Annotated in this window: 24 protein-coding genes; 11 read left to right on the top strand and 13 right to left on the bottom strand. The window is 73.2% G+C overall.

Features of this window, described 5'->3' with window-relative positions; all coding sequences use genetic code 11:
• The first annotated feature begins 107 nt into the window (after window positions 1-107).
• Window positions 108-473, top strand: a complete 366-nt coding sequence (locus AC0HI0_RS11115; protein WP_480932223.1) for a VOC family protein — start codon at window positions 108-110, stop codon at window positions 471-473.
• Window positions 474-477: 4 nt separating this feature from the next.
• Here the strand turns inward: AC0HI0_RS11115 and AC0HI0_RS11110 are convergent, their stop codons facing one another.
• On the bottom strand, window positions 478-786 hold the full coding sequence (locus AC0HI0_RS11110; protein WP_480932222.1) for an ArsR/SmtB family transcription factor: 309 nt from the start codon (window positions 784-786) through the stop codon (window positions 478-480).
• Window positions 787-864: 78 nt separating this feature from the next.
• Between AC0HI0_RS11110 and AC0HI0_RS11105 the strand changes: the two genes are divergently transcribed.
• Window positions 865-2,028, top strand: coding sequence for a site-specific integrase (locus AC0HI0_RS11105; RefSeq protein WP_480932221.1), 1,164 nt, complete (start codon window positions 865-867; stop codon window positions 2,026-2,028).
• 392 nt (window positions 2,029-2,420) lie between these two features.
• Here AC0HI0_RS11105 and AC0HI0_RS11100 read toward each other — a convergent pair whose 3' ends face one another.
• The 3 genes from AC0HI0_RS11100 to AC0HI0_RS11090 are packed head-to-tail and all read right to left on the bottom strand — an operon-like array spanning window position 2,421 to window position 5,002.
• Complete coding sequence (locus AC0HI0_RS11100) at window positions 2,421-3,122, bottom strand: histidine phosphatase family protein (protein ID WP_480932220.1); 702 nt, start codon at window positions 3,120-3,122, stop codon at window positions 2,421-2,423.
• A gap of 9 nt (window positions 3,123-3,131) precedes the next feature.
• Window positions 3,132-3,956 (bottom strand): undecaprenyl-diphosphate phosphatase, encoded by an 825-nt coding sequence (locus tag AC0HI0_RS11095; RefSeq protein ID WP_480932219.1) that lies wholly within the window; start codon window positions 3,954-3,956, stop codon window positions 3,132-3,134.
• Window positions 3,953-5,002 (bottom strand): LLM class F420-dependent oxidoreductase, encoded by a 1,050-nt coding sequence (locus AC0HI0_RS11090; protein WP_480932218.1) that lies wholly within the window; start codon window positions 5,000-5,002, stop codon window positions 3,953-3,955. The genes AC0HI0_RS11095 and AC0HI0_RS11090 overlap by 4 nt, the downstream gene beginning before the upstream one ends.
• Before the next feature lie 216 nt (window positions 5,003-5,218).
• On the opposite strand from AC0HI0_RS11090, the gene AC0HI0_RS11085 reads away from it, so the two are divergent.
• Window positions 5,219-6,184: an aldo/keto reductase gene (locus tag AC0HI0_RS11085; RefSeq protein ID WP_480932217.1), complete on the top strand. Its 966-nt coding sequence runs from the start codon at window positions 5,219-5,221 to the stop codon at window positions 6,182-6,184.
• Between the two features lie 325 nt (window positions 6,185-6,509).
• Here AC0HI0_RS11085 and AC0HI0_RS11080 read toward each other — a convergent pair whose 3' ends face one another.
• A complete protein-coding gene (locus AC0HI0_RS11080; protein ID WP_480932216.1) occupies window positions 6,510-7,580 on the bottom strand; it encodes a M48 family metalloprotease in 1,071 nt (356 codons plus the stop codon).
• A gap of 176 nt (window positions 7,581-7,756) precedes the next feature.
• Between AC0HI0_RS11080 and AC0HI0_RS11075 the strand changes: the two genes are divergently transcribed.
• Complete coding sequence (locus tag AC0HI0_RS11075; RefSeq protein ID WP_480932215.1) at window positions 7,757-8,749, top strand: YncE family protein; 993 nt, start codon at window positions 7,757-7,759, stop codon at window positions 8,747-8,749.
• Window positions 8,746-8,958 carry a DUF5703 family protein gene (locus AC0HI0_RS11070; RefSeq protein WP_360732483.1) on the top strand — a complete coding sequence of 71 codons (213 nt, stop codon included), beginning with the start codon at window positions 8,746-8,748 and terminating at the stop codon, window positions 8,956-8,958. The genes AC0HI0_RS11075 and AC0HI0_RS11070 overlap by 4 nt, the downstream gene beginning before the upstream one ends.
• A gap of 52 nt (window positions 8,959-9,010) precedes the next feature.
• Here the strand turns inward: AC0HI0_RS11070 and AC0HI0_RS11065 are convergent, their stop codons facing one another.
• The 3 genes from AC0HI0_RS11065 to AC0HI0_RS11055 all read right to left on the bottom strand — a co-directional run bounded on the left by AC0HI0_RS11065 (window position 9,011) and on the right by AC0HI0_RS11055 (window position 13,399).
• Complete coding sequence (locus AC0HI0_RS11065; RefSeq protein ID WP_480932214.1) at window positions 9,011-10,108, bottom strand: SWIM zinc finger family protein; 1,098 nt, start codon at window positions 10,106-10,108, stop codon at window positions 9,011-9,013.
• Window positions 10,105-12,612, bottom strand: a complete 2,508-nt coding sequence (locus AC0HI0_RS11060) for a DEAD/DEAH box helicase (protein WP_480934283.1) — start codon at window positions 12,610-12,612, stop codon at window positions 10,105-10,107. The genes AC0HI0_RS11065 and AC0HI0_RS11060 overlap by 4 nt, the downstream gene beginning before the upstream one ends.
• 205 nt (window positions 12,613-12,817) lie before the next feature.
• A complete protein-coding gene (locus AC0HI0_RS11055) occupies window positions 12,818-13,399 on the bottom strand; it encodes a PadR family transcriptional regulator (protein WP_480932213.1) in 582 nt (193 codons plus the stop codon).
• Window positions 13,400-13,460: 61 nt separating this feature from the next.
• Between AC0HI0_RS11055 and AC0HI0_RS11050 the strand changes: the two genes are divergently transcribed.
• Together AC0HI0_RS11050 and AC0HI0_RS11045 are read left to right on the top strand one after the other, a co-directional pair.
• Window positions 13,461-14,612: a winged helix DNA-binding domain-containing protein gene (locus AC0HI0_RS11050; RefSeq protein ID WP_480932212.1), complete on the top strand. Its 1,152-nt coding sequence runs from the start codon at window positions 13,461-13,463 to the stop codon at window positions 14,610-14,612.
• A complete protein-coding gene (locus tag AC0HI0_RS11045; protein ID WP_480932211.1) occupies window positions 14,609-15,532 on the top strand; it encodes a GNAT family N-acetyltransferase in 924 nt (307 codons plus the stop codon). The genes AC0HI0_RS11050 and AC0HI0_RS11045 overlap by 4 nt, the downstream gene beginning before the upstream one ends.
• Here the strand turns inward: AC0HI0_RS11045 and AC0HI0_RS11040 are convergent.
• Window positions 15,507-16,292, bottom strand: coding sequence for a putative protein N(5)-glutamine methyltransferase (locus tag AC0HI0_RS11040; RefSeq protein ID WP_480932210.1), 786 nt, complete (start codon window positions 16,290-16,292; stop codon window positions 15,507-15,509). The two genes, AC0HI0_RS11045 and AC0HI0_RS11040, sit on opposite strands and share 26 nt — an antisense overlap.
• A gap of 134 nt (window positions 16,293-16,426) precedes the next feature.
• The gene (locus AC0HI0_RS11035) at window positions 16,427-17,218 is read right to left on the bottom strand and encodes a TetR/AcrR family transcriptional regulator C-terminal domain-containing protein (protein WP_480932209.1); all 792 of its coding nucleotides are present in this window, start codon (window positions 17,216-17,218) and stop codon (window positions 16,427-16,429) included.
• Window positions 17,219-17,289: 71 nt separating this feature from the next.
• On the opposite strand from AC0HI0_RS11035, the gene AC0HI0_RS11030 reads away from it, so the two are divergent.
• Entirely contained in the window at window positions 17,290-19,554 is a 2,265-nt protein-coding gene (locus AC0HI0_RS11030) for an ATP-binding cassette domain-containing protein (protein WP_480932208.1), read from the top strand.
• Window positions 19,555-19,589: 35 nt separating this feature from the next.
• Entirely contained in the window at window positions 19,590-20,420 is an 831-nt protein-coding gene (locus AC0HI0_RS11025) for a siderophore-interacting protein (protein WP_480932207.1), read from the top strand.
• Between the two features lie 48 nt (window positions 20,421-20,468).
• Here the strand turns inward: AC0HI0_RS11025 and AC0HI0_RS11020 are convergent, their stop codons facing one another.
• Window positions 20,469-21,281 (bottom strand): hypothetical protein, encoded by an 813-nt coding sequence (locus tag AC0HI0_RS11020; protein ID WP_480932206.1) that lies wholly within the window; start codon window positions 21,279-21,281, stop codon window positions 20,469-20,471.
• 209 nt (window positions 21,282-21,490) lie between these two features.
• Between AC0HI0_RS11020 and AC0HI0_RS11015 the strand changes: the two genes are divergently transcribed.
• On the top strand, window positions 21,491-21,949 hold the full coding sequence (locus AC0HI0_RS11015; protein ID WP_480932205.1) for a hypothetical protein: 459 nt from the start codon (window positions 21,491-21,493) through the stop codon (window positions 21,947-21,949).
• Window positions 21,950-21,999: 50 nt separating this feature from the next.
• Entirely contained in the window at window positions 22,000-22,410 is a 411-nt protein-coding gene (gene coaD / locus AC0HI0_RS11010; RefSeq protein ID WP_480932204.1) for a pantetheine-phosphate adenylyltransferase, read from the top strand.
• A 473-nt stretch (window positions 22,411-22,883) separates the two neighbouring features.
• Here coaD and rox read toward each other — a convergent pair whose 3' ends face one another.
• Window positions 22,884-24,308, bottom strand: coding sequence for a rifampin monooxygenase (rox, locus tag AC0HI0_RS11005; protein ID WP_480934282.1), 1,425 nt, complete (start codon window positions 24,306-24,308; stop codon window positions 22,884-22,886).
• Between the two features lie 310 nt (window positions 24,309-24,618).
• On the bottom strand, window positions 24,619-25,080 hold the full coding sequence (locus AC0HI0_RS11000) for a hypothetical protein (protein WP_480932203.1): 462 nt from the start codon (window positions 25,078-25,080) through the stop codon (window positions 24,619-24,621).
• Window positions 25,081-25,171: the final 91 nt, after the last annotated feature.

Here is a 25,171-nt window from a genome sequence, read left to right as displayed (position 1 = left end):
AGAAACGAACCGGGCACCGCCGATTGATCGCCGGACCGACCCGGCCGGGCGCGCCACCACCGGCCGTCGCCGCGCCGCCGCGCCCGGCCGCACGGGATACTCGGCCGATGAGGAAGCTCACCGCGACCGTGCTCGACGCACCCGACCCGAGGGCCCTCGCCCGCTTCTACCGCGACCTGCTCGGCTGGGAACTGCGGCGCGACGAGCCCGAGTGGGCCACCGTGCGCCCCGCCGACGGCACCGCGGGGCTGTCGTTCCAGCTCGAACCCGACTTCACCCCGCCCACCTGGCCGGCCGCCGAGGGCCGTCAGCAGATGATGATGCACCTGGACGTCGAGGTGGACGACCTCTCGGCGGAGGGCCAGCGCGCGCTCGACCTGGGCGCGACGGCCGCCGAGTTCCAGCCCCAGGACGACGTGCGGGTCTACCTCGACCCGGCCGGCCACCCGTTCTGCCTGTGGGTGCGCACCTGAGCGGTCAGGCCGCCTCGATCGCGCGGGTGATCGAGTCCAGCACACCCGGGAACCGGCGTTCCAGGTCGGCGGCCCGCAGTTCGTGCGTGCGGTAGCTGCCCTGCGGCGTCACCCGCAACACGCCCGCCTCGCGCAGCACCTTCAGGTGGTGCGACAGCGTCGACATGCTGACCGGGACGTCGAACTGCCCGCACACGATCCCACCGGAGCGGGACAGCTCGGCGACGATCCGCAGCCGCACCGGATCGGCCAGCGCGCTCAGCACCGCGGGCAGGCGCAGGTCCTCCACGTCCGGGTGTTGGAGAGCGCGCATGTGCGGGATCGTAGCGACCACTGTCAAGCATTCATTCCAGTCTGCACTGAAGTAATTTATTCCACTGATACTGATAGGATGATCAGCGTGAGCCTGCCCGAGCCGGTGCGTGCCGAACTGGATCGTGTCACCCACCCGGCCCTGGTCGACGTGGCCGCGCTGGAACAGGTGCGCCGCCGCTTCGACGACGAGCAGGCCGCCGCGCTGGCCGGGTACCTGCACGCCGCCCAGTCCCCCAACACGCTGCGCGCCTACCGGTCCGACTGGGTGGCGTGGGCCGCGTGGTGCGAGCGGGAGGGCCGCCAGGCGCTGCCCGCCGACCCCGTCGACGTCGCGGTGTACCTGGCCGTGGCGGCGCGCGGCGTGAAGCCGGACGGCTCCCCCGCGTTCAGCCCGTCCACGCTGGAGCGCAAGGCCGCCGCGATCGCCGCGGTGCACGCCGCCGGCGGCCTGCCCTCCCCCACCCGTTCGGACGTCGTGCGGCTGACCTTGCGCGGCATCCGGCGGACCCGCCGGGAGCAGCCCCGCCGCAAGCGCCCGGTGCTGCTGGACACCCTGGAGGCGCTGCTCGCCGAACGCCCGGCACCGGGCTGGCCCAGCGGTGCCGCCCGCCGCCGGGACGCGTTGCTGCTGCTGGTCGGGTTCGCGGGCGCGTTGCGGCGCAGCGAGCTGGCGGCGTTGCGCCTGGAGGACGTCACGGTCGACGTCGACCCGCGCACGCACGAGCCGCTGCTGCTGGTGGAGCTGGGCGTGACCAAGACCGACCAGACCGGCGCGCACCGGCAGCGGGTGGTGCTGCCCCGGGGCGCGCGGCGCCCGACGTGCCCGGTGTGCGCGTTCGCCGACTGGGTGGACGTGCTGACCGCGGCCGACCCGAAGGCGTTGCTGGAGGACGAGCCGGAGACCCCGCACACCCACCGCTGCCACTCCTACCGGCCCGAGCGGCCGACCGGCCCGCTGTTCCCGGCGGTCAGCCGGCACGGGCGGCTGGGCGCGCGGTCGATGTCGGACAAGGCGGTCTCGGACGTGGTGAAGCGCTACGCCTCGAAGGCGGGGCTGGACCCGGCGCTGTTCGGCGGCCACTCGCTGCGCGCCGGGTTCGCGACGCAGGCCGCGCTCGGTGGCGCGAGCGACCGGGAGATCATGCGCCAGGGCCGCTGGACCAACCCGCGCACCGTGCACCGCTACATCCGGACGGCGAACCCGTTGGAGGACAACGCTGTCACCCGACTCGGACTGTGACGCACAGCGCACGGCCGGTTGTTAACTGTAAACACGCTCCCTGCGTCCGGACGCAGCCGAACGGCTCAGCGAAATGCGCCGGACGAACGCTTGCCAGGATTTGTTTCCGTGGTGTTTCCACATAGTTTGAGCTGCGGTTTTGCTAGATTTGCGAGGTTTCCGCAGATGTCTGACCTGCACCGCCGGGCTAAACGTGAGATTCACTCGCGTCTAAAGAGAGCATTTACCGGCGCATTAACGCCCATACGATCAGTTCACTTGGTCGACCGCCCCGGCCGATGGCGTTCCGCCGCCCGACCGGTGGCCCCCGGACTACCCTGCACTGTCCGGGGGCCACACGTGAGCCTCACCCGGGTGTGATCGCGCGGGCCGAGCGCCCCGCGCGGCCGCCGTCAGGCGCCGGTCGTGCCGCCCACGACGGCGTCCGAGGACGGCGTGGCGGCTTCGTCGGGCTTGGCCGGAGGCGGCACGAGCCCGGACAGGTCGCCGCCGTTGTCGTTGACCCGCAGCACGAACGGCCGGGTCTCGGTGTACTGGACGACCGACACCGACGCGGGGTCGACCACGATCCGCTGGAAGCCGTCCAGGTGCACGCCCAGCGCGTCGGCCAGGACCGCCTTGATCACGTCGCCGTGGCTGCACGCCACCCACACCGCGCGCGGCCCGAACTCGGCGGTGATCCGGGCGTCGTGGGCGCGGATCGCGGCCACCGCGCGCGCCTGCACGTTCGCCAGGCCCTCTCCGCCGGGGAACACGGCGGCGGACGGGTGCTGCTGCACGACCTGCCAGAGCGGCTCCTTGAGCAGCTCCTTGAGCTCCCGCCCGGTCCACTCGCCGTACTCGACCTCGGCCAGCTCCGGCTCGACCGCGGCCTCCAGGCCCCGGTCGGCGAGCAGCGGCCCGAGGGTCTGCCCGCAGCGCTCCAGCGGCGAGGTGACCACCGCGTCGACCGGCACCCCGGCCAGCCGGCGGACCAGGTCCGCGGCCTGCTCCTCGCCCCGCTCGGCGAGCCGGACGCCGGGTTGGCGGCCGGCGAGCACGCCCGATCCGTTGGCGGTGGAACGGGCGTGTCGGAGCAAGATCACGGTAGCCACGACCCCAGCCTATGTCGCGTTGATGAGTCCCATCGACAGCAGGCCCATCAGCATGATGCCCAGCAGCAGCCGGTACCAGACGAACGCCGAGTAGCTGTGCTTGGAGACGTAGCGCAGCAGCCAGGCGATGGTGGCGTAGCCGACCGCGAACGCGACGACGGTCGCCACGACCATCTGCGGCACGGACGCGGCGTTGGGCTCCGAGCGGTCCAGCACGTCCGGGATCGAGAAGATGCCCGCGCCGAACACGGCGGGCAGCGCCAGCAGGAACGAGTAGCGCGCGGCGGCGGCCCGGTCCAGGCCGAGGAACAGGCCGGCGGTGAGCGTGCCGCCGGAGCGGGACACGCCGGGGATCAGGGCCAGCGCCTGCGCCAGGCCCATGCCGACCGCGTCCTTGAGCTCCAGCTTGGTGCGGATGTGCTTGGCGAACTGGTCGGCCAGGCCCAGCAGCAGGCCGAACACGACCAGCACGGTCGCGGTGATCCACAGGTTGCGCAGCGAGCTGCGGATCTCGTCCTTGAAGATGTAGCCCAGCACGCTGATCGGGATCGACCCGATGATCACGTACCAGGCCATCCGGTAGTCCTCGGTCTGCCGCGCGGCCTTGCTGAACAGGCCCTTGAACCACGCGGCGATGAAGTTCCCGATGTCCTTGGCGAAGTAGATCAGCACCGCCAACTCGGTGCCGAGCTGGATCACCGCCGTGAACGACGCGCCGGCGTCGTTGCCGAAGAACAGCGTCGACACGATCCTCACGTGCGCCGACGACGAAATGGGCAGGAATTCCGTCAGCCCTTGGACCAGTCCGAGGACCAGAGCCTGCAACCAGCTCAACTACCCACTCCTGCCAGATCCAAAGCCTCGGACGCGGTACGCAGTGCCGCGATCCCCTGCTCAAGATCTTGCAGCATGGGCGAAATGGTGAGTGTGGTGACCCCCGCTTCCGCGTAGGCCCGCATCCGCTCGGCGATCCGCTCGCGGGGCCCCAGCAGCGAGGTCGCGTCCAGGAACTCGACCGGCAGCGCGGCCATCGCGCCGTCGTAGTCCCTGGCCAGGTACTTGTCCTGGACCTCGGCGGCCTCGGCGGCGAAGCCCATCCGGACGGCCAGGTCGTTGTAGAAGTTCTTCTCCCGGCTGCCCATGCCGCCCACGTAGAGCGCCGCGTACGGGCGCACCCGGTCCGCGCAGGCCCGCCAGTCGTCGCCGACGAACAGCGGGACGGTCGGCACGACGTCGAATCCGTCGAGCGTTTTGCCCGCTTTCGCCCGGCCTTTCCGCAATGCCGCCAAAGACGCCGCGGAGTGCTCCGGCGAGAAGAAGATGCCCAGCCAGCCGTCCGCGATCTCGCCGGTCAGCTCGACGTTCTTCGGGCCGATCGAGGCGAGGTAGATCGGGATGTGCTCGCGCACCGGGTGCACGGTGAGGGTGAGCGCCTTGCCGGGGCCGTCGGGCAGCGGCAGCGTGTAGTGCTCCCCCTCGTAGCGCAGGCGTTCCCGGCGCAGCGCGAGGCGCACGATGTCCACGTACTCGCGGGTGCGGGCCAGCGGCTTGTCGAAGCGCACCCCGTGCCAGCCCTCGGAGACCTGCGGCCCGGACACGCCCAGGCCCATCCGGAACCGGCCGCCGGAGAGCGTGTCCAGGGTGGCGGCGGTCATCGCGGCCGTGGCCGGCGTCCGCGCCGGGATCTGGAGGATCGCGCTGCCGACGTCGATGCGCCCGGTCTGCGCGGCCACCCACGCCAGCACGGTCGGCACGTCGGAGCCGTACGCCTCGGCGGCCCACACCACCGAGTAGCCCAGTCGGTCGGCTTCCTTGGCCAGTTCGAGGTTCGCGGCGTCGTTGCCCGCGCCCCAGTACCCGAGGTTCAGTCCCAGTCGCACGGGACCGGACCCTACCGGCGGGTAACCGAGTTCGCCAGGGGGCGCGCGCAACCGCCCGCCGGACCAATTCCCGAAAACGCGCGCCGAGCACCCGGACCGGCGATTTCCGGGAATGCCGCCGGCCGTTTTCCCGCGCCTACCCGTGCGGGTGAACACGCGCGGGCGGGAAGGCACCGCGCGCCACCCGCGAGAGGATCACCCTTTAGGCTCCGTCGTGTGGAACAGCGATACCTCGGCCGCAGTGGACTGCGGGTGTCCCGCACGGCCCTGGGCACGATGACCTGGGGCCGCGACACCGACGCGGACGAGGCCGCCACCCAGCTGCTGGCGTTCACCGAGGCGGGCGGCACGCTGGTGGACACCGCCGACGTCTACGTGGAGGGCGAGAGCGAGCGCATCCTGGGCGGCCTGCTGGGCGAGGTGGTGCCGCGCGAGGAGCTGGTGATCGCCACCAAGGCGGTGGCCCGGCGCAACGACGGCCCGTTCGGCGGCGGCGCGTCGCGCGGTGCGCTGCTGGGCGCGCTGGACGGTTCGCTGCGCCGGCTGGCCGTCGACCACGTCGACCTGTGGCAGCTGCACGCCTGGGACCAGGCGGTGCCGCTGGAGGAGACGCTGTCCGCGCTGGACGCCGCCGTCGCGTCGGGCAAGGTGCGCTACGCGGGCGTCTCGAACTACTCGGGCTGGCAGCTCGGCACGGCCGCCGCGCTGCCCGGCCACACCCGGATCGTGTCCACGCAGGTGGAGTACTCGCTGCTGGAGCGCGGTGTGGAGCGCGAGGTCGCCCCGGCCGCCGAGCACCACGGCATCGGCCTGCTGCCGTGGGCCCCGCTGGGCCGGGGCGTGCTGACCGGCAAGTACCGCAACGGCACCCCCTCGGACTCGCGGGGCGCGTCGGCGCACTTCGCCGGGTACGTCGAGCAGCACCGCACGGAACGCGCGGCGCGGATCGTGCAGGCGGTGGCGACGGCGGCGGACGGCCTGGGCACCTCGCCGCTGTGCGTGGCGCTGGCGTGGGTGCGCGACCGGCCGGGGGTGGTGGCCCCGGTGGTGGGCGCGCGGGACACCAACCAGCTGCTGGGCTCGCTGGCCGCCGAGGACCTGACGCTGCCGCCCGCGATCCGGGCGGCGCTCGACGACGTGAGCGCGGTGGAGTTCGGCTACCCGGAACGGCCGATGGGCTGACCGCCCGGCACCGGGAGCACCCGGCTGGCCCGGCCCTGGGTGTGCTTGGTCATCAGGTTGGTGACTGGACGCGGCTGATGGGTGGCTGCCCTTCGAGTGCGGTGTGACCGCGTTCGGTGTCGTAGTGGTCGAGGTTGTAGTGGTCGAGCCGGGGTGCCCGTGCGGCGGGGACGATGCGGTCTGGTGGTCTTGTGGCGGGTGCCGATCGCGGCGGCGAGGTCGCGGGAGACCGGGTGGTTCCCGGCGTCGCAATCACCACCGCACCCGGATGCCTCACCCCATGACCAAGCCGACGCACCGCCACCAACTTGTCGACCGAGGACACCTAGATCCGGACCTCGTCGGCGAGCCGGAACCACTCGCGGACGCCGCCGATCTGGTCTTCCAGCCAGGTCGCGACGTCGGCGGCGAGGTCGAGGGCGCGCGGCGTGCGGACCCGGTCGGCGAGGTGTCCCACGAGCGACTGGATGCGGCGCACCGGGGGCGGGTGGCTGCCCGCGAACGGCACCGCCAGGCCGCGCTCGTCGGCCAGCCGCTCGACCACCTCGTGCAGGAACGGCACCAGCAGGACCGCGCCGACCAGGCACGGCTCGTGCACGTCGAGTTCGCGCGGGGCGAGGTCGTCCAGGGTGCGCAGCATGATCATCGCGGCGATCCGGTCGGCCTCGTGCTCGCGCGGCCAGCCGACCGACAGCGCGTCCAGCGCGCCGACCGGGGTGTTCGGGTCGGTCCAGCGGCGGGCGTTGACCAGGTGCCCGGCGAGCACGTGCCCGATCTCGTGGGCGATCACGAACTGGGTGGCCCGGCGCAGCATCAGCCCGACCAGGGCCAGCCGCTGACCGGACAGCTCGGGCAGCGGCTGCGCCTCCACCGCGCCGTTGCCGTACAGGTAGGCGTTGATGGCCTCGGCGAGCGCGTAGGACGCCTGTTCGGGGGCCAACAGGGGCGGTGTGCCGTAGTTGGGCAGCGCGCAGGTCATGATCTTCAACACAGCGGCGACGAGGTCCGGCAGCCCGCTGTTGACCAGCACCAGGACGCCCCGTCCGGGCACCGGCACGCACACGCCGTCCAGGGTGCCGGTGGGGAACACGCCGGCCAGCACGGGCGTGGTGACCGTCCAGCCCGCCGCGCGGGCCAGGTGCAGCACCTCCGGCTGCAACGCGTCGAGCGTGCGTTGCAGCGCGTGCAGGTGGTGCCGCCGGTACGCGGCGGGCCGCTCGCGCACGTCGGCCAGGCGTTCCAGCCTGGTCCGGACCGGTTCGCCCGCCACCTGGGTCCAGGTGTGGTACCGGTGCACGGCGGGGTGCGCCGTGCGGTTCCCGGGATCGAGGTGGTCCACCACCCGCCGGTCCCGCAGCAGTTCCACGTGCCTGGTCCGCAACTCCTCGACCGTCATCCGCGACGCCTCCCGTTCACCTGGGATAGTCGTCAAAAGGCCGGTCAGGGTACGGGTGGCGGCCGACTACCACCCTCCTAGACCAACGACAACACCCTCCCCCCTGCGTGACGATGGTGGATTCGTGATGGATGCTGGGAGGACGATTCGCGTTCGGGTTAGCTGGAGGTTCGACGTTGCGCCGACTGGCCGCGGTAGTGCTCACCGGAACCGCGCTGCTCTCCGGCTGCTCCACCGAGGGGAACTCCGGCGACCCGCTCCAGATAGCCAACTCGCTGGAGCCGGCCCGGCCCGCGGTGTCCCCCGCGCAGTCCGGCACACCCGAGGGGCGGGTGCTGCCGCTGGGCCGCGCGACGGCCGTCGTGGTGGCCGGCGACCAGGTGGCGGTGGCCGTGGCCGAGCCGCCCTCGGTGCTGCTCTACCCGCTGGCCGCGCCGGCCGACCCGAAGGTGGTGCCGCTGCCCGGCCCGGCCGAGCGGCTGACCGCGCTGGGCGGTGACGTGGAGGCCCCGGTGCCCGGCAGCGGGGTCGTGGTGACCGTCCGCGCGGACGGCACGACCACCGAGCGCAAGGTCGACGGCGGCCCGGTGGACGTGGCCGTGGTGGACGGCCGCACGGTGGTGGCCCGCCGGGACGCCAAGCTCGTCGGCGTGGACGACCGGGTGGTGACCGGGGTGTCCAGCCCGGACCAGGTGGTCGGCGTGGGCGGCGAGGCGGTCGTGCTGGACCGGCCGCGCAGCGCGGTGTTCGACCTGCGCCTGTCCGCCGACCCGGACCCGGACCGCAGCGGTCCGCGACTGGGCGCGGGGCTGCGCGCGGGCGACGGCGCGACCGCGATGGTGGCCGACCGGTACGGGCGGGTGCTGGTGGTGGACACCCGCGGCGGCGAGCTGCTGGCGTTCTCGGTGAACCCGCTGATCATGCGCCAGCGCTACCCGGTGCCGGGCGCGCCGTACGGCATCGCCTACGACTCGCGGCGCGACCTGGTGTGGATCACGCTCACCGGGTTGAACCAGGTCGTGGGGTTCGACGTCGCGGGCGGGGAGCCGGTGGAGAAGCACCGGTACGCCACGGTCCGCCAGCCGGACTCGGTGGCGGTTGATCCAGGCAGCGGGCGCGTGTTCGTCGCGTCCGGGGACGGCCAAGGGATGCAGGTGATCGGGACATGACCGATGGGGTGGTCGACGGGGATTGGGAGTACCGGCCGCTGCGGCTGCCGGCCGGTGTCTCCCGTCGCACGGCGACGACGCAGCTGGCGATCCACGCGGAGTTCTCGGGGTGGGAGTTGTCCCGGACGCTGCTGTTCGGCGACGGTTCCCGGAAGGTCTGGCTGCGCCGCAAGCGGACGGCCGCCGCCCTGCCCGACGTGATCACCTAGTCCTCCCGCGTCGGCACCCACCACACCGGTGGTACCACAGGTGTGGTGGTGGTCAGCCGAGTTCGGCGAACGCGGCCGCGGGGTCGCGTCCGGCGGAGCCGGCGGGCTCCCACTCGCCCGCCCGCGCCCGGTACGGGTACCAGCGGCCGTCCCGCCCGTAGCGCAGTTGCCGGTCGCGCACCGTCCACCGGTTGCGCCAGACCTTCGCCTCGGGCAGCTCCCCCTCCCGCCACGCGGTGCGCGCGCGGGCCGCGTCGGCCTTCGCCGGCGTCCACGCCTCCTCCAGCACGTCCAGCCCGGTCGGTCCGCCCTGCCGCCACGCGTCCAGCTCGCGCGGCCCGACGGTGAGCCGGGCCGCGAGCCCGGGGTGCCCGGCGGCCATCCGGATCCGGTCGCGGCGTTCGTCGAGCACCGCGAGCAGGCCGGTGACCAGCAGTTCGCGCGCCTTGGCGGCGGCGTCGGCGACCAGCAGGGACAGCACCTCGACGTCGAGGCCGGGCGCGGGCTCGAACTCGGGCAGCGGGCCGAGTTCGCCCAGCGGCGGGTCTTCGGGCAGGTCGGCGGGCGTGGCGGCGTAGGCGTCGACCGCGCGGACGCCGGCGGCGGGCCGGGCCCCGGCGACCACCTCGTCCTGGTCGCGGCCGCGCAGCAGGAGCAGCACCCATGGGTCGGCGTCGAGCAGCCAGGCGACCTGGTGGCACAGCGCGGCGGCGTGCCGGCAGGGCAGCTCCCAGCCGGGGCAGGTGCACTCGGGGTCGAGGTCGCCGATGCCGGGCAGCAACTGCACGCCCGCGTCGGCGGCGGCCTCGACGAGTTCGCGCGACATCTCCCGGTCGAGCAGCGCGGCCAGGTGGCCTGCCTTGGCCGCGACCTGGCCGAGGAACCGGTGCCACTCGGCGTCGGTGAACGGGGTCAGCCGCACGGTGGTGCGGTAGGTGTCCTCGGTGTCGTAGACGGTGGCCGAGAGCAGGCCGGGGCTGACCGTGATGGTGCCGACCAGCCCGGCGTTGGCGTACTTGCGGCCCTGCCGCAGCGGGGCCTGGTCCAGCGAGGTGTCCTCGACGGCCTGCAACCAGGCGCGGCCCCACCAGGAGCGGGCGTGCCGCACGCCCTTGGCGAAGGCCGGGAACCCCTTCACGCGCTCGTTCACGCGCCACCCCTCAGTTCGACCAGGTTGGCCAGCTCGTCGTCGGTCAGCTCGGTGAACGCGGCCTCGCCCCGCGACAGCACGGCGTCGGCGAGGCCGCGCTTGGCGCGCAGCATCGCGGCGATCCGGTCCTCGATGGTGCCCTCGGCGATGAGCCGGTGCACCTGCACCGGCCGGGTCTGGCCGATCCGGTAGGCGCGGTCGGTGGCCTGGTCCTCCACAGCGGGGTTCCACCACCGGTCGTAGTGCACGACGTGGTCGGCGCGGGTCAGGTTGAGGCCGGTGCCGGCGGCCTTGAGCGAGAGCAGGAAGACCGGGTCCTCCCCCGCCTGGAACCGGCGCACCATCTCCTCGCGGGCGGGCACCGGCGTGCCGCCGTGCAGCAGTTGGCTGCTCACGCCGCGCGCGGCGAGGTGCTTGCCGATCAGCCGGGCCATCGCGACGTACTGGGTGAACACCAGCACCGCGCCGCCCTCGGCGAGGATCGTGTCCACCAGCTCGTCGAGCAGTTCGAGCTTGCCGGAGCGGCCGGCGAGCTTGGGCTCGCCCTCCTTGAGGTACTGGGCGGGGTGGTTGCAGACCTGCTTGAGGCCGGTGAGCAGCTTGACGATCTTGCCGCGCCGGGCCATCCCGTCGGCCTCGGCGACCTCGGCCATCAGCTCGCGGACCACCGCCTCGTACAGGGCGGCCTGCTCACGGGTGAGCGCGACCGGCTGGTCGGTCTCGGTCTTGGGCGGCAGCTCGGGCGCGATACCGGGGTCGGACTTGCGCCGGCGCAGCAGGAACGGCCTGATCAGCGCGGCGAACCGGGCAGCGGCCCGCTGGTCGTGGTCGGCCTCGATCGGCTTGGCCCACCGCGCCTTGAACGCCGGCAGCGTGCCGAGCAGGCCGGGCGTGGTCCAGTCGAGCACCGCCCACAGCTCGGTGAGGGTGTTCTCCACCGGGGTGCCGGTGAGCGCGACGCGGGCGCGTGCCGGGATGCGGCGCAACGCCTTCGCGGTGTCCGAGGACGGGTTCTTGACGTGCTGGGCCTCGTCGGCGACGACCAGGTCCCACTCGACGTCGGCGAGCCGTTCGGCGTCCAGCCGCATGGTGCCGTAGGTGGTGAGCACGAACCCCTCGTGGGCGACTTCGCGGCCCGCGCCGTGGTAGCGGCGCACGGGCGTGCCGGGGGCGAACCGCTCGATCTCGCGCTGCCAGTTGCCCAGCAGCGACGCCGGGCACACCACGAGGGTGGGGCCCGACGTGGCGTCCCGGGCGCGCAGCAGGTGCAGCGCGATGAGCGTGATGGTCTTGCCCAGGCCCATGTCGTCGGCCAGGCAGCCGCCCAGGCCGAGCGAGGTCATCCGGTCCAGCCAGCGCAGGCCGCGCAGCTGGTAGTCGCGCAGGGTGGCCCGGAGGGCGGCGGGCGGCTCGACCGGCTCGGTGTCGAGCAGGGACAGCTTCGCGCGCAGCTCGTCGAGCCACCCGGTGGCGGCGACCGGGACCTGCTCGCCGTCGACCTCGGTGACGCCGGTCAGCGCCGCGCCCAGCGCGTCGATCGCGGCCACCGGCTTGAGGTCGCGTTCGCGGGCCTTGCGGGCCAGCTCGGGGTCGACCAGGGTCCACCGGTCGCGCAGCCGCACGACCGGCCGGTGCGCCTCGGCGAGCCGGTCCAGCTCCTCGGCGGTCAGCGGGTCGTCGCCGAGCGCGAGCTGCCAGTTGACGCTGGTCAGCTGACCTGCGCCGAAGAACGTGGGGCGATCGCCGTTGTCGCCGCCGAGCACGACCCGGGCCGACAGGTCGCGCACCAGGTCCTTGGGCCAGTGCACGTCCACGCCGACGGCGGCCAGCCGCACCACGCCGTCGCGCAGCAGGTGCTCGACGTCGGAGTCCAGCAGCGCCACCTCGTCGGGCACGGGCAGGTCGAGCAGGCGTTCCAGCGGCGGCCACGCGCGGGCGGCGCGGCGGATCGCGACCATGGCGTCGGACTGCGCGCGCCGGTCGGGCCCGGCCCACAGCCGGGCGGCGTCGAGCACGCTGGTCGGGTCGGCGAGGCTGTGCACCTGCACGACGGCGCGAAAGGACTCCAGGCCCTCCAGCCGCAGCGAGACGCGCACACCCTGGTCGGCCCACTCGCGCAGGTGCGGCACCTGCTGCGGGGCGAGGGCGGTGAACACCGGGCCGCCGGCGACGTGCACGGCGGCCGCGCCGCGCGGCATCATGTCGGCCACGGCGTCGAGGAAGGCGCGCAGCAGCGGTTCGGCCTCGGCGAGTTCCAGCGGGTCGCGGCCGGGCAGCGGCACGGCGCGGGCGTGCGCGGGCATCGCGGCGGCCAGGTCGTGCACGCGGCGGGTGTCGGCGGGGTCGAACGGGCCGAGCCGCCAGGCGTCGAAGTCGCCCTCGGTGACGGCGGGCCGCACCCGGCCCCGGGCGACCAGGTGCAGCGCGACCACGACGGCCGCGCCCCAGAACGCGGCGGCGGGGTGGGCGTTCGCGTCGCGGCGGGCCCGGGACAGCAGCGGCACGGCGTCGGCGATGGGCAGCCGCAGGGCCGCGACCTGCCGGCGGGTGCCGTCCGGGAGGGCGACGGCGAGGTCGCCCAGCTGCTGTCCGGGTTCGGGTTCGGGCAGCTCGGCGCCGTAGAAGGCGACGGTCGACCTGCGTGGCGGGTCCGCGGGTTCGAAGACGACCGCGCACCGTTCGAGACCTGTGATCAGTGCTCCCCCTCGGCTACTCAAGTTTGAGCATAGCCCAGCTGCCGGGCGCTCCGGGCGAGTTCGGCTCGCCCGCCATCGGGTACGCGCCCGCCTCCAGCCGCTCCAGCAGCCCCCGCGTCCACACCGCGCCGCTGTCCGCGGTGTGCTCCCACAGCCCGATCAGCTCCCGCACGTGCGGCGGCTCGGCCCACCCGGCCGCCTGCCGGCGGGCGTCGTCGCCGCGGGCCTGCAGGGCGTCGAGCCGCTCGCGCAGCAGCGCCACCGCCTCCTCGCGGGTCAACGACGGGAGCAGCGCCAGGCCCGCCGCGAGCGTGTCCGGGCGGGTCTCCGGGCGGCGCAGCGCGTCGCGCAGCAGCCGCTGGAACTCCCGCTCGCCCTTCGCGGTGATGGTGTAGTCGGTGCGGGCCGGCGGCACCGTCTCGTCGATCAGGAAGCCGTCCCTGGTCAGCGCCTTGAGCGCGTGGTAGAGCGAACCCCACTTGACGTTGGCCCACTCCCCCGCCCGCCAGGACATCAGGTCGTTGCCGATCAGGTAGCCGTGCGCGCGGCCGTAGCCCCGCACCACCCCGAGGACCAGCAGCCTCGTCGCCGACATCGTGTTCCTGTCCTGCCGAATCCGGTTTCCGCGATCAGGGTAGGCGGGCGAGGATGTGCGGGTGAGCCTCGCCGCGATCTCCGACGACCAGCGGCGCGCCCGGCTGGGCGCGCGTCATCTTCTCGCCGCGCCCGCCGCCGGCGTCGAGCAGGTCGCCGACGCGGTGGTGGGCCTGCACGCCTCCGACCCGGCCTCGGTGTTCCTGTCCGCGCGCGCCCGGCTGGCCGAGCCGACCGTCCATGCGGTGGAGGACGCGCTCTACCGGGACCGCACGCTGGTCCGGCTGCTGTGCATGCGGCGCACCATGTTCGTCGTCACCGCCGAGTCCGCCCCGGTGGTCGACGCCGCCGCCGCGCGGCAGATCGCCGCCAAGGAACGGGTCGGGCTGCTCAAGTACGTCGCGGAGGTGGGCTGGGACGCGGCCCGGCTGGCCGAGGTCGAGCGGGCCACCCTGGCCGCGCTGGCCGCGCGCGGCGAGGCCACCGCCGTCGAACTCGGCCAGGACGTGCCCGCGCTGCTGGAGCAGGTGGTGATCTCCCCCGGCAAGCCCTACGAGGTGCGGCAGAACGTCTCCAGCCGGGTCCTGCGGGTGCTGGCCGCCGACGGCCTGCTGCGCCGGGGCCGGCCGCGCGGCACGTGGATCAGCAGCCAGTTCCGGTGGGAGCCCGGCACGCCGTGGCCCGCGCGGGACGTGGCGCAGGCCCAGGCCGAACTCGTCCGGCGGTGGCTGGCCGCCTACGGCCCCGGCACCGAGGCCGACCTCAAGTGGTGGACCGGGTGGACGCTCGGCGCGGTCCGCAAGGCGCTCGCCGAGGTCGGCGCGCAGCAGGTCGCGCTGGCCGGCGGCACCGGGTACGTGCTGCCCGGCGACGTCGACGCGACCGAGCCCACCCCGTGGGTGGCGCTGCTGCCCGCGCTGGACCCGACCGCGATGGGCTGGCAGGCCCGCGACTGGTACCTCGCCCAGGACCTGCGGCCCGCCCTGTTCGACTACTCCGGCAACGTCGGCCCCACCGCGTGGGTCGACGGCGTCGTGGTCGGCGGGTGGGCGCAGCGCAAGACCGGCGAGGTCGTCTGGAAACCCCTGGTCGACGTGGGCCGCGAGGCCACCGCCGCGATCGACCGCGAAGCCGCCCGGCTGGCCGGGTGGCTCGACGGGATCCGCGTGCTCTCGCGGTTCCCCGCACCCCTGGAGAAGGAGCTGATCCGGTGATCGGCCTGCGCCCGTTGGACGACGACGGCCTGGAACGCCTGCTCGCGCTCGCCGCGACCGACGCCGACCCCGAGGACGTGATGCCGCCCGGCTGGCGGCCGGAACTCGCCGACGAGTTCCGCGCCTTCTACCGGGGGTTCCTCCGGCACGCCTACGAGATCACCGACGGCGACCGCGCGGTGGGCATGATCCGGCTCACCGCCGCCGGCGAGACCGGTCTGTGGGTGGCCCGCTCGGCGCGCGGGCGCGGCGTCGGCCTCACCGCGCTGTGCAAGGTCGTGCAGAAGGCCGCCGGCCTGGGGCTGACCACCGTCCACGCCGAGACGACCAGCGCGAACGCCGCCGCGCTGACCGTGCTGCGCCGGGCCGGCGCCAAGCTGGCCGTGACCGGCGACCGGGCGCACGCCGAGATCCGGGTGCCGACCGAGCCCGCCACCGACCTCGCAGACCCCGCCCGGCTGGTGGTCGACTACCTCGACTTCTACCGCGACACCCTGCTGCGCAAGCTCGACGGCATGTCCGAGCAGGACCTGCGGACCAGCCGGGTGCCCTCCGGCTGGACCCCGCTGGCGCTGGTCAAGCACCTCGCTCACGTCGAACTGCGCTGGATGCGCTGGTGCTTCGCGGGCGAGGACGTCGAGCAGCCGCGCGGCAACCCGGCCGTGCGCGACGCGGAGTGGACGTTGGAGCCCGGGGACACCGCCGAGCGCATCCGGGCGTTCTACCTGGAGCAGTGCGAGCGATCCCGGGCGATCGCCGCCGCCGCCGAGCTGACCGACCTGGCGCGCGACTGGTCCCAGCCCGCGATCCCCCGGCCCACCCTGGCGTGGATCCTGTTCCACCTGGTCCAGGAGTACGCCCGGCACGTCGGCCAGCTCGACGTCGTGCGCGAACTCAGCGACGGGGTGGTCGGCGCGTAAGCCGGCCGACCACGACGGTCGCGTCCACCTCGGCCGACCGCCGCACCCCGGCGTCGAACCCGGCCGCCCGGAACGCCGCGAGCGTGCCGGGCGCGAGCCGTTCGCCGGTCTCGACCAGCAGCGCTCCGCCGGGCGCGAGCCACGCCGGCGCGTCCGCGATCACCCGCCGCTGCACGGCCAACCCGTCGTGGCCGCCGTCCAGCGCGACCAGCGGTTCGTGGTCGCGCGCCTCCGGCGGCATCGTGCCGATCACCGAGGTCGGCACGTACGGCGCGTTGGCCACCACCACGTCCAGCCCACCGCGCAGCCGCTGCGGCAGCGCGTCGAACAGGTCGCCCTCGAACACCCGGTCCGGGTCCACGTTGCGCCGCGCGCACCGCACCGCCGCCGGGTCCACGTCCGCCGCGTACAGCTGCACCGCGGACTCGGCGACCAGCGCCGCGCCCACCGCGCCCGACCCGCAGCACAGGTCCAGCACCACCGCGCCCGACCGCACCTCGGCCAGCGCGCACTCCACCAGGAACCCGGTCCGCCGGCGCGGCACGAACACGCCCGGCTCGACCGCGACCCGCAGCCCCCGGAACTGCGCCCACCCCAGCACCTGCTCCAGCGGCAGGCCCTCGACCCGGCGCGCCACCAGCTCCGCCAACGCCGCCGACGTGCCCGCCGACTCCAGCAGCAGCCTGGCCTCGTCCTCGGCGAACACGCACCCCGCGGCCCTCAGCCGCGCCACCACGAACGGGAAATCGTCAACCGACAAGAGAACGCCCTCCGCACCTTCCGCGGACGTCCCCGACGTTCAGCGCGACTCCGGCACCGAGGGGGACGACCCGACCACCACGACGAAAATGGGTCCCACCTCCTCGCACTCGGCACCGACAGGGCCCGCGAACCCTATCCCACGGTCCGGGCGATGGTCGCCTCGATCCCGTCCGAGAGCACCCGCAGGCCCACCGTGAAGTTCCACTCGGCGTCCCGCTCCAGGTAGGGCGTGCACTCGTCGGCGGCGGGCGGGTGCGTCTCGCCGATCCACACCGCCAGCGGGAACCGCTCACCCAGCCCCTCGGCGAACTCGTCGAGCAGCGGGGACCGGGCGAACCACCACTCCTCGTCGGACACCCCGGTCTCCCGCGCGGCCTGCCGGGCGTCGGCGATCACCGCCGCCGCGCCGCGCACGAACTGCATCACCGCGCCCACCACGCCGCGCAGCACCGAGGGCTCCAGCCCGGTGCCGCGCAGGACCCGCAGCAGCGTCTCCAGCATCGCGAACTCGTTGGGCCCGAGCACCGGCCGGGCCTGCGACACCTGCAGCACCCACGGGTGCGCGAGGTAGAACGCCCGCACGTCGACCGCCCACGCCGCCAGCGCGGGCCGCCACCCCTCCTCCAGCGGGTACCGGTCGGGCAGCCGGCCCAGGACCTTGTCGTACATCAGGTCGACCAGCTCGGCCTTGTTCGGCACGTAGGTGTAGAGCGCCATGGCGGTGCGGCCCAGCCGCTCCCCCACCGCCCGCATCGACAGCGCGGCCATGCCGTGCGCGTCGGCGACGGCGATCGCGGCGTCCACGATGGCGTCCACGGTGAGCCCGGGTCTCGGCCCCGGCCTGGCCGCGCCGGCCGCCGCCGCCGACCGCCACAGCAGCGCCATCGACCGGCGTGCGTCACCTTGCCCGGCGAACACCACCACTTGCCACTCCTTACGCCATAAACTAACCTGTCTCGGACTTTACGGCATAAACAAACCAGGGGGAAGCAGGCATGGCCACCGCCGCCGACAGCCACGACGTGATCGAAGTCCGAGGCGCCCGCGAGAACAACCTCAAAGACGTCAGCGTCGACATCCCCAAACGCCGCCTCACCGTCTTCACCGGCGTTTCCGGCTCCGGCAAGTCGTCCCTCGTGTTCGGCACCATCGCCGCCGAGTCCCAGCGGCTGATCAACGAGACCTACACCGCGTTCGTCCAGTCCTTCATGCCCAGCCTCGGCCGCCCCGACGTCGACGCCCTGCGCAACCTCAGCGCCGCCATCGTCGTGGACCAGGAGCGCATGGGAGCCAACTCGCGCAGCACCGTCGGCACCGCCACCGACGCCCACACCATGCTGCGCATCCTGTTCAGCCGCCTGGGCACCCCGCACGTCGGCACCTCCGGCGCGTTCAGCTTCAACCTCCCCGAGGGCATGTGCCCCGAGTGCGAAGGGCTCGGCCGGGTCTCCACCGTCGACGTCGACGAACTCGTCGACCGCACCAAGTCCCTCAACGAAGGCGCCATCAAGGTCCCCGGCTTCACCCCGGACGCCTGGTACGTGCAGGTCTACGCCAACTCCGGCTTCGTCGACCCCGACGCCAAGCTCCAGGACTACACCGAGCAGCAGTGGGCCGACTTCCTGTACAAGGAGAACACCAAGATCAAGGTCGGCAAGAACAACCTCGGCTACGAAGGACTCGTGGTCAAGGTCCAGCGCCTCTACCTCGGCAAGGACCGCGAATCCCTGCAAGCCCACATCCGCGCCTTCGTCGACCGCGCGGTCACCTTCGCCCCCTGCCCCTCCTGCCGGGGCGCGCGCCTCAACCAGGCCGCCCTGTCCTCCCGCATCGGCGAGGTCAACATCGCCGACTGCTCCGCCATGCAGATCAGCGACCTCGCCCAGTGGGTCGCCAAGATCGAGGACGAGTCCGTCGCCCCGATGACCGCCGGCCTGCGCGACACCCTCGACTCCCTGGTCGAGATCGGCCTGGGCTACCTCAGCCTCGACCGCCAGTCCGCCACCCTCTCCGGCGGCGAGGCCCAGCGCGTCAAGATGGTCCGCCACCTCGGCAGCGCCCTCACCGACGTCACCTACGTCTTCGACGAACCCACCGTCGGCCTGCACCCCCACGACATCCAGCGGATGAACGACCTGCTCCTGCGCCTGCGCGACAAGGGCAACACCGTCCTGGTGGTCGAGCACAAGCCCGAGACCATCGAGATCGCCGACCACGTCGTGGACCTCGGCCCCGGCGCGGGCCGGCACGGCGGCGACCTCTGCTTCACCGGCGACGTCGCCGCCCTGCGCGCCTCCGACACCCTCACCGGCCGCCACCTCGACCACCGCGCCCGGCTGCGCGCCGAAACCCGCACCCCCACCGGGCAGCTAGCCATCACCGGAGCCACCCTGCACAACCTCCAGGACGTCTCGGTCGACATCCCGCTCGGCGTGCTCACCGTCGTCACCGGGGTCGCCGGCTCCGGCAAGAGCTCCCTCGTCCACGGCTCCCTGGCCACCCGCGACGACGTCGTCACCGTCGACCAGTCCCCCATCCGCGGCTCCCGGCGCAGCAACCCCGCCACCTACACCGGCCTGCTCGACCACGTCCGCACCGCGTTCGCCAAGGCCAACGGCGTCAAGCCCGCCCTGTTCAGCGCCAACTCCGAAGGCGCCTGCCCCAAGTGCAAGGGCCTCGGCGTCATCTACACCGACCTCGCCATGATGGCCGGCGTCGCCACCACCTGCGAGGAGTGCGGCGGCAAGCGGTTCACCGCCGAAGTCCTCGGGCACCGGCTGCGCGGCAAGGACATCAGCGAAGTCCTCTTCATGCCCGTCGCCGAAGCCCGCGACTTCTTCACCGAGAAGCAGGCCAAGGCCGTCCTCGACCGGCTCGTCGACGTGGGCCTGGGCTACCTGTCCCTCGGCCAGCCCCTCACCACCCTGTCCGGCGGCGAGCGCCAGCGCCTCAAGCTCGCCATCCACATGGGCGAGAAGGCGTCCACCTACATCCTCGACGAACCCACCACCGGCCTGCACCTCGCCGACGTGGACAAGCTGCTCGCCCTGCTCGACCGGCTCGTGGACGACGGCAACACCGTCATCGTCATCGAGCACCACCAGGCCGTCATGGCCCACGCCGACTGGATCGTCGACCTCGGGCCCGGAGCCGGCCACGACGGCGGGCGGATCGTGTTCACCGGCTCCCCCGCCGACCTCGTCGCGGACGCGGATACCCTCACCGCCCGCCACCTGCGCGCCTACGTGAGCCGACCCTGACCCCACGCCGAACCGCCGTCGGAGGAACCCCCGCCGTGCCACTCCTGCACGTCACCGCCGTCCACCCGGTCACACCGCACGTCATGCGCGTGCGGTTCACCGGGGACGGCCTCGACGACTTCACCACCTGGCCCGACCAGCAGCTCAAGCTCCTGTTCCCCAAGCCCGGCCACCCGGTGCCCGACCTGCCCTCGCCCCGGGACGACAAGTACGGCGTGGCCTGGTACCAGGCCTACCGCGCGCTGCCCGAGGCCGAACGCCCCTGGCTGCGCAGCTACACCGTCCGCCACCACCACCCGGACACCCACGAGATCGACATCGACTTCGCGCTGCACCCCGACGCCGGCCCCGCCACCCGCTGGGCCGGCACCGCAGAGCCCGGCGACACCCTCGGCCGCCACGGCCCGTCCACCCTCTACCGCAAGGCGCTCGGCCGGTCCGACTGGCTGCTCCTGGCCGGCGACGAGACCGCCGTCCCGGCCATCGCCGGCCACCTCGCCGCACTGCCCGCCGGCACCCGCGTGCTCGCCTACGTCGAGATCCGCGGCCCGGCCGAGGAGCAGCCGCTGGACACCGCCGGAGCGCTCGACCTGCACTGGGTGCACCGCGGCGACGAGCCGGCCGGGCGCGGCACCGCCCTGCTCGACGCCGTGCGCGCGGCCGAACTCCCCGACGGCGTCCCGCACGTCTGGCTCGCCGGCGAAGCGACCGCGGTCCGGACCCTGCGCCGGCACCTGCTGGACGACCGGGGCGTCGACAAGCGCCGCGTCGACTTCACCGCCTACTGGCGGCTCGACCTGGCCCAGGACGACGCCCCCACCGAAGAAGACCTGGCCGAAGCGCGGGAACGAGTCGCCAACGACTGACCCGGTGCCGTCCCGCCGACCGGCGGGACGGCACCGGTGCCGGGGCGCTCACGCCGCCTTCGGGAAGTCCTTGCGCTTGATCTTCGCGCGCCGCCCGTCCGGGTGGTGGAACACGATCCCCTCCGCCAGGTTCCCCGGCGAGTAGCGGCTCTCCAGACCCGCCAGGTAGCCGGCCAGCTCCCGGTACCCGCGCGGCACCTCCTCGTACACCGGGGCGGCCACGTCGAACGGCACGCACAGGTGCTCGGCCAGCCCCAGCGGGTTGCCCTGGATGCGCGGCCCGAGCGCCTCGCACGAGTGCTCGCCGTCCACCCACCCGGTCACGTCGGTGCCGGCCGCCGCCGCGATGACCCACTTGTCCTCGGCCGCCTCGGCGACCGCGTCGACGTACCAGCCGTCCACGATCCCCAGCCGCTTCTGCGCCTTGTCCGGGTTGCGCCGCTTCTCGACCCGCACCAGGTGCCCGGACCGCACGGTCAGCCGCACGTTGGTGCCGTCCAGCTTCTCGGTGCCCACGCCCTCGCCGGCGAAGACCCACGCGCACTCGGCCCGTGGCCGGTCGACCACGCGGAACCGGTCGTCGCGCTCGAACAACGTGGGGATCTTCTCCATCGCGGGTCGTCCTCTCACGGCTCTGTCGATCAGTTCGGCGTGGCCGACGGCCCCGGACCCGAGCAACCCGGCCAGCGACCGGACCAGCTCGGCGACCGGCACGCCGGCGTCCACGGCGGCGTGCTTGAGCGCGCGCTTCTCCTCCGGCGAGATCCAGGCGACCAGCCGCGACCAGCCTTCGGGCGGCGTCCAGCGGGCCAACCGCTCCGGATCCTTGCGCGGCCTGCCTCGGCCTTTGCCGTCGTCCACAGCCGGCACGGTACGGCCGTTGTGCCAGTTGGCATAACGGATATTCGGCCGAGGCGGGTTCGTGCAGGTCGGGAGTCCGATCATGGTTGGACTAAATCTTTTATTCCACACTGAAGCTATAAAGATCACTAACTTGGGGGCGCGCCGGGCGCGACACCACCGCAATGGCGCTCGTGCTGCTACTCCCCGTGTCGATAGCGTCACCGATCATGACATCGACTGCGGCGACCTCCGCCAACGCCGGCTCGACCTGGCTCCAGACCGCCCCGCTGGTGTTCCACCACAAGCTCTCCGGAGCCGACCGCTCGTACGAGAAGATCGCCGAGGTGCCGGCGCTGACGATCCCCTTCCCCGGCGTGTGGGAGGTCTCCTACTCCGCGCGCACGAACATCGGCACGCCGTCGAAGACGACGGGGCTCTACGTCAGCACGGCGGTGTTCGCCAACGGCGCGGTCATCCTCGGCACCGAGGCGTTGACCGGCAAGTACTTCGATCCCGGCGAGGCGGCCCAGGACACCATCAGCCAGACGTTCCTGCACACGTTCGCGGTCGGGGACGTGCTGACCCTCCACGCGTTCCGGATCGGGCAGGACGGCGTGACCGACGTCCTGAGCAACACCGACGGGCGCACGCGGGTCACCGCGCACTGGGTCAGTCCGGGCTTCTGACCCGACGACCGCACCGCGCGGCCGCCACCCGATCGCCGGCATCGCAAGCCATGCGCGCCGTGTTCCCCGGTTCCTTCGACCCCGCCACGCAGGGGCACCTCGACGTCGCGCGCCGGGCCGCCCGGATGTTCGACGAACTCGTCGTGTGCGTCCTGACCAACCCCGACAAGACCGGCCACTTCCCCGTCCACGAACGACTTGCCCGGCTGGCCGACCTGACCGGCGACCTCGCCAACGTCACGGTCGACGCCAGTCCCGGCAAGCTGCTGGTCGACTACTGCCGCGAGGCCGGCATCGGCGTCATCGTGCGAGGCGTGCGCACCCCGCGCGACCTGGAGCACGAGTTGCCGATGGCCTTGGCGAACCGTCACCTGACCGGCATCGAAACCCTCTTCGTCCCGACGAGTCCGGCACAGGCGTACATCTCCTCGACCCTGATCACGGCGACGGCGAGGCCGTAACGCCCGTCGCCCCGTGCCGGCGACGGCCACGGTCCTGCTCGGCGGCGGTGGCGTCGCACCGGCCCGCGCGAACTCCGGGCCCCATCCCTGCGCCACCGCCACCGACATCCGCACGGCATCACCGACGTGCCCCTGGACTGGCCCTCCCCCGACCAGGACTGCGCACCCTGCCCGGTTCGGCCCGGAGTCGACTGACCCACTGACCACCGCGCTCCGCGCCGCCGACGAACCGGACGACCTCCACCCACCTCGGCCGGGCGACCCGGCCCCGTTGCGCCGCCTCCTGGACGCGTTCAAGGCAACACTGCCGCCGACCTTCCCGCCGGTTCCCCGATCTGCCCCCGGGCAACGGGCCTTCCTCGCCGCAGCGGTCGCCACCGCCGGCCGGCGAGCTACCACGAGTCACCGGCACCCCTTCACCGCACAGCCGCACTCCCCTGAGGCACCGGGCCGGTGCCTCAGGGGAGGCGCACTCAGTCGGCGGGCTCGCCGAACCAGTGGGCGAGGTGGTCGTCCAGGTCCTGCTGGTCGTCGCCGATCCAGGCGACGTGACCGTCCGGGCGCAGCAGGACGCCCGGGACGTCCAGCCCGGCGGTGGGATCCCCGAGGTAGTCGACCCGGTCCGACCAACCGCCGACGGTCAGCCGTTCGGTGCGGTCCAGCAGCAGACCTCGGCCGTGGTTCAGCAAGTCGTACAGGCGGCCCTGCTTCACGTCGACGTCGCGCAGCCGGCGGCCGAGGAGGTCGGGGCCGGGGCCGAAGTCGTAGCGGATGTCGATCGCGGTGATCTTCTCGATCAGGTAGCGGTTCACCTCGTCGAAGTCCATCAGCCGGGCGAGCAGCCTGCGCAGCGCCTGCGGGCCCGGTTCGGCGGACGACAGCTCCACCTGGGCCCGGGTGTTGTCGAGCACGTCCTCGGCGACCGGACGACGTTCGGACTCGTAGGTGTCCAGCAGCGTCTCCGGTGCCCAGCCGCGCACCTGTGCGGCGAGTTTCCAACCGAGGTTGACCGCGTCCTGAACGCCCAGGTTCAGGCCCTGACCGCCGGCGGGCGGATGGACGTGCGCCGCGTCGCCGGCCAGCAGCACCCGCCCGACCCGGTACTTCTCGGCGAGCCGGGTGGCATCACCGAAACGGGACAACCAGCGCGGCGAGTGCACGCCGAAGTCGGTTCCGGCGATGAGGTGCAGCTGCCGCCGGAAATCCTCCAGGGTGGGCGGTTCCGCGCGATCGCCGACTCCCGCGACGGGGACCACCACGCGGTAGACCCCGCCACCGAACGGGCTGAGGCTGAACACCTTGTCCGACTGCCGGATCTCGGCGACCTTGGCGGCGATTTCCTCCTGCGGCGCACCCACTTCCATCTCGCCCATCAGCGTCTCGTTCCGCGAGGGTTCGCCGGGGAAGCCGACGCCGAGCAGTTTGCGCACCGTGCTGCGCCCACCGTCACAGCCGACGAGGTAGCGCGCACGCAGCCGTTCGCCGCCGGCCAGCTCGACGGTCACGCCCTCGTCGTCCTGCTCGAAGCCGGTCACCGCACCACCGCGCCGGACCTGCGCTCCCAGGTGGACCGCGTGTTGTTCGAGGAGGTGGACGACGACCGGCTGCGGGATGCCCAGCAGGTAGGCGTGCGCGGAATCGAGTCCCTCGGGGGCGGGCTTGTCGATGGCGGCGAAGAACCCGCCGGCCGGACGCCGCCTCCCGTTCTCCAGGATGCGGTCGAGGAGTCCGCGCATGGCCATCAGCTCGATGCTGCGGATGTGCAGACCGACGATGCGGACGAACGACACGGGCTCGGTTTCCCGTTCCAGGACGAGTACCCGCACGCCGTGCAGCCGCAGCTCGGCGGCCAGCATCGCGCCGGTCGGCCCGCACCCGGCGATGATCACGTCGAACACAAGCGGCGCACGGCCGGGGGCGGGCGACCGGTGGCCGGAGACCTCGCCCGCGGTGGAGTCGCGCTCGACCGCGTCGCCGGGCGACGGATCGGCGGTGGACTGCGAAGAACCCATTGGGTGTTGCCCTTCAGGAGTGCCTGTTGTCGAGGCGCTCCCGGCGACACCTACGTCGATCGCCCGACCATGACGGGTAGGGGGAGCACCCACAGCGATACAGCGTTCATGGGGCTCACCTCCTCGGGCGGTGTCACGGTCGAGCGCAAACTACAAGGCCGCGCAGCAGCCCGTCCAATCTTTTCCAACACCACGGTCAGAACAGCGGGGTGAAGTGAACGCGGAAGTTCAATTCCGGCCGCCTGCTGTTGGAGGCCGCCGTCCAGTACTCCCCCGCCCGGACGATGCCGCCGGCGTAGGACTCGTGCGAGCCGCGCGAGTCCACCAGGCCCACCACCCGGGCGGGCGGGTCGTGCGGGCCCACCAGGAGCTGGACCTCGGCCGTCCGGCCGGTGACGAAGTAGACCGCCACGAACCCGGTGACCTCCGCCCGGTACAGGGTGTCGATCCGGCCCTCGAACCCCTGACCGAGCGGCACCGGCAGGGTCCTGGCCTCCAGCGCCCCGGCGGCGGCTTCGGCCCGTGCGGTGAGGGCTTCCAGTCGGGACGTGTCGCCGGGCGACCGTGCCGCGTCGGCCTGCGCGGTCAACGCCCCGACCGCGCGCTCCAACTCGGCGATCCGCCGCTCCAGAGCCTTCTGCCGTGCAGAGCCGAACATGCGACCTCCGGTCCTCTCGACAGTCCCGTCCACAAAACCCGATCGGCAACCGTAGCGGCCCGGGGGCCGTGACCGCACCGACTTGGTCCAC

This window comes from Saccharothrix sp. NBAS 001 (assembly GCF_056640475.1).
Note: the sequence above shows the minus strand (reverse complement) of the source record. Positions and strands in the feature narration are given on the sequence as shown.

Excerpts from the sequence above, each read along its gene's own strand:
- AC0HI0_RS11015 (WP_480932205.1), top strand. The coding sequence starts at position 21,491 with ATGACATCGACTGCGGCGACCTCCGCCAACGCCGGCTCGACCTGGCTC.
- AC0HI0_RS11070 (WP_360732483.1), top strand. The coding sequence starts at position 8,746 with ATGACCGATGGGGTGGTCGACGGGGATTGGGAGTACCGGCCGCTGCGG.
- AC0HI0_RS11000 (WP_480932203.1), bottom strand. The coding sequence starts at position 25,080 with ATGTTCGGCTCTGCACGGCAGAAGGCTCTGGAGCGGCGGATCGCCGAG.
- AC0HI0_RS11030 (WP_480932208.1), top strand. The coding sequence starts at position 17,290 with ATGGCCACCGCCGCCGACAGCCACGACGTGATCGAAGTCCGAGGCGCC.
- AC0HI0_RS11115 (WP_480932223.1), top strand. The coding sequence starts at position 108 with ATGAGGAAGCTCACCGCGACCGTGCTCGACGCACCCGACCCGAGGGCC.
- AC0HI0_RS11055 (WP_480932213.1), bottom strand. The coding sequence starts at position 13,399 with ATGTCGGCGACGAGGCTGCTGGTCCTCGGGGTGGTGCGGGGCTACGGC.
- coaD (WP_480932204.1), top strand. The coding sequence starts at position 22,000 with ATGCGCGCCGTGTTCCCCGGTTCCTTCGACCCCGCCACGCAGGGGCAC.
- AC0HI0_RS11110 (WP_480932222.1), bottom strand. The coding sequence starts at position 786 with ATGCGCGCTCTCCAACACCCGGACGTGGAGGACCTGCGCCTGCCCGCG.
- AC0HI0_RS11080 (WP_480932216.1), bottom strand. The coding sequence starts at position 7,580 with ATGACGGTCGAGGAGTTGCGGACCAGGCACGTGGAACTGCTGCGGGAC.
- AC0HI0_RS11105 (WP_480932221.1), top strand. The coding sequence starts at position 865 with ATGATCAGCGTGAGCCTGCCCGAGCCGGTGCGTGCCGAACTGGATCGT.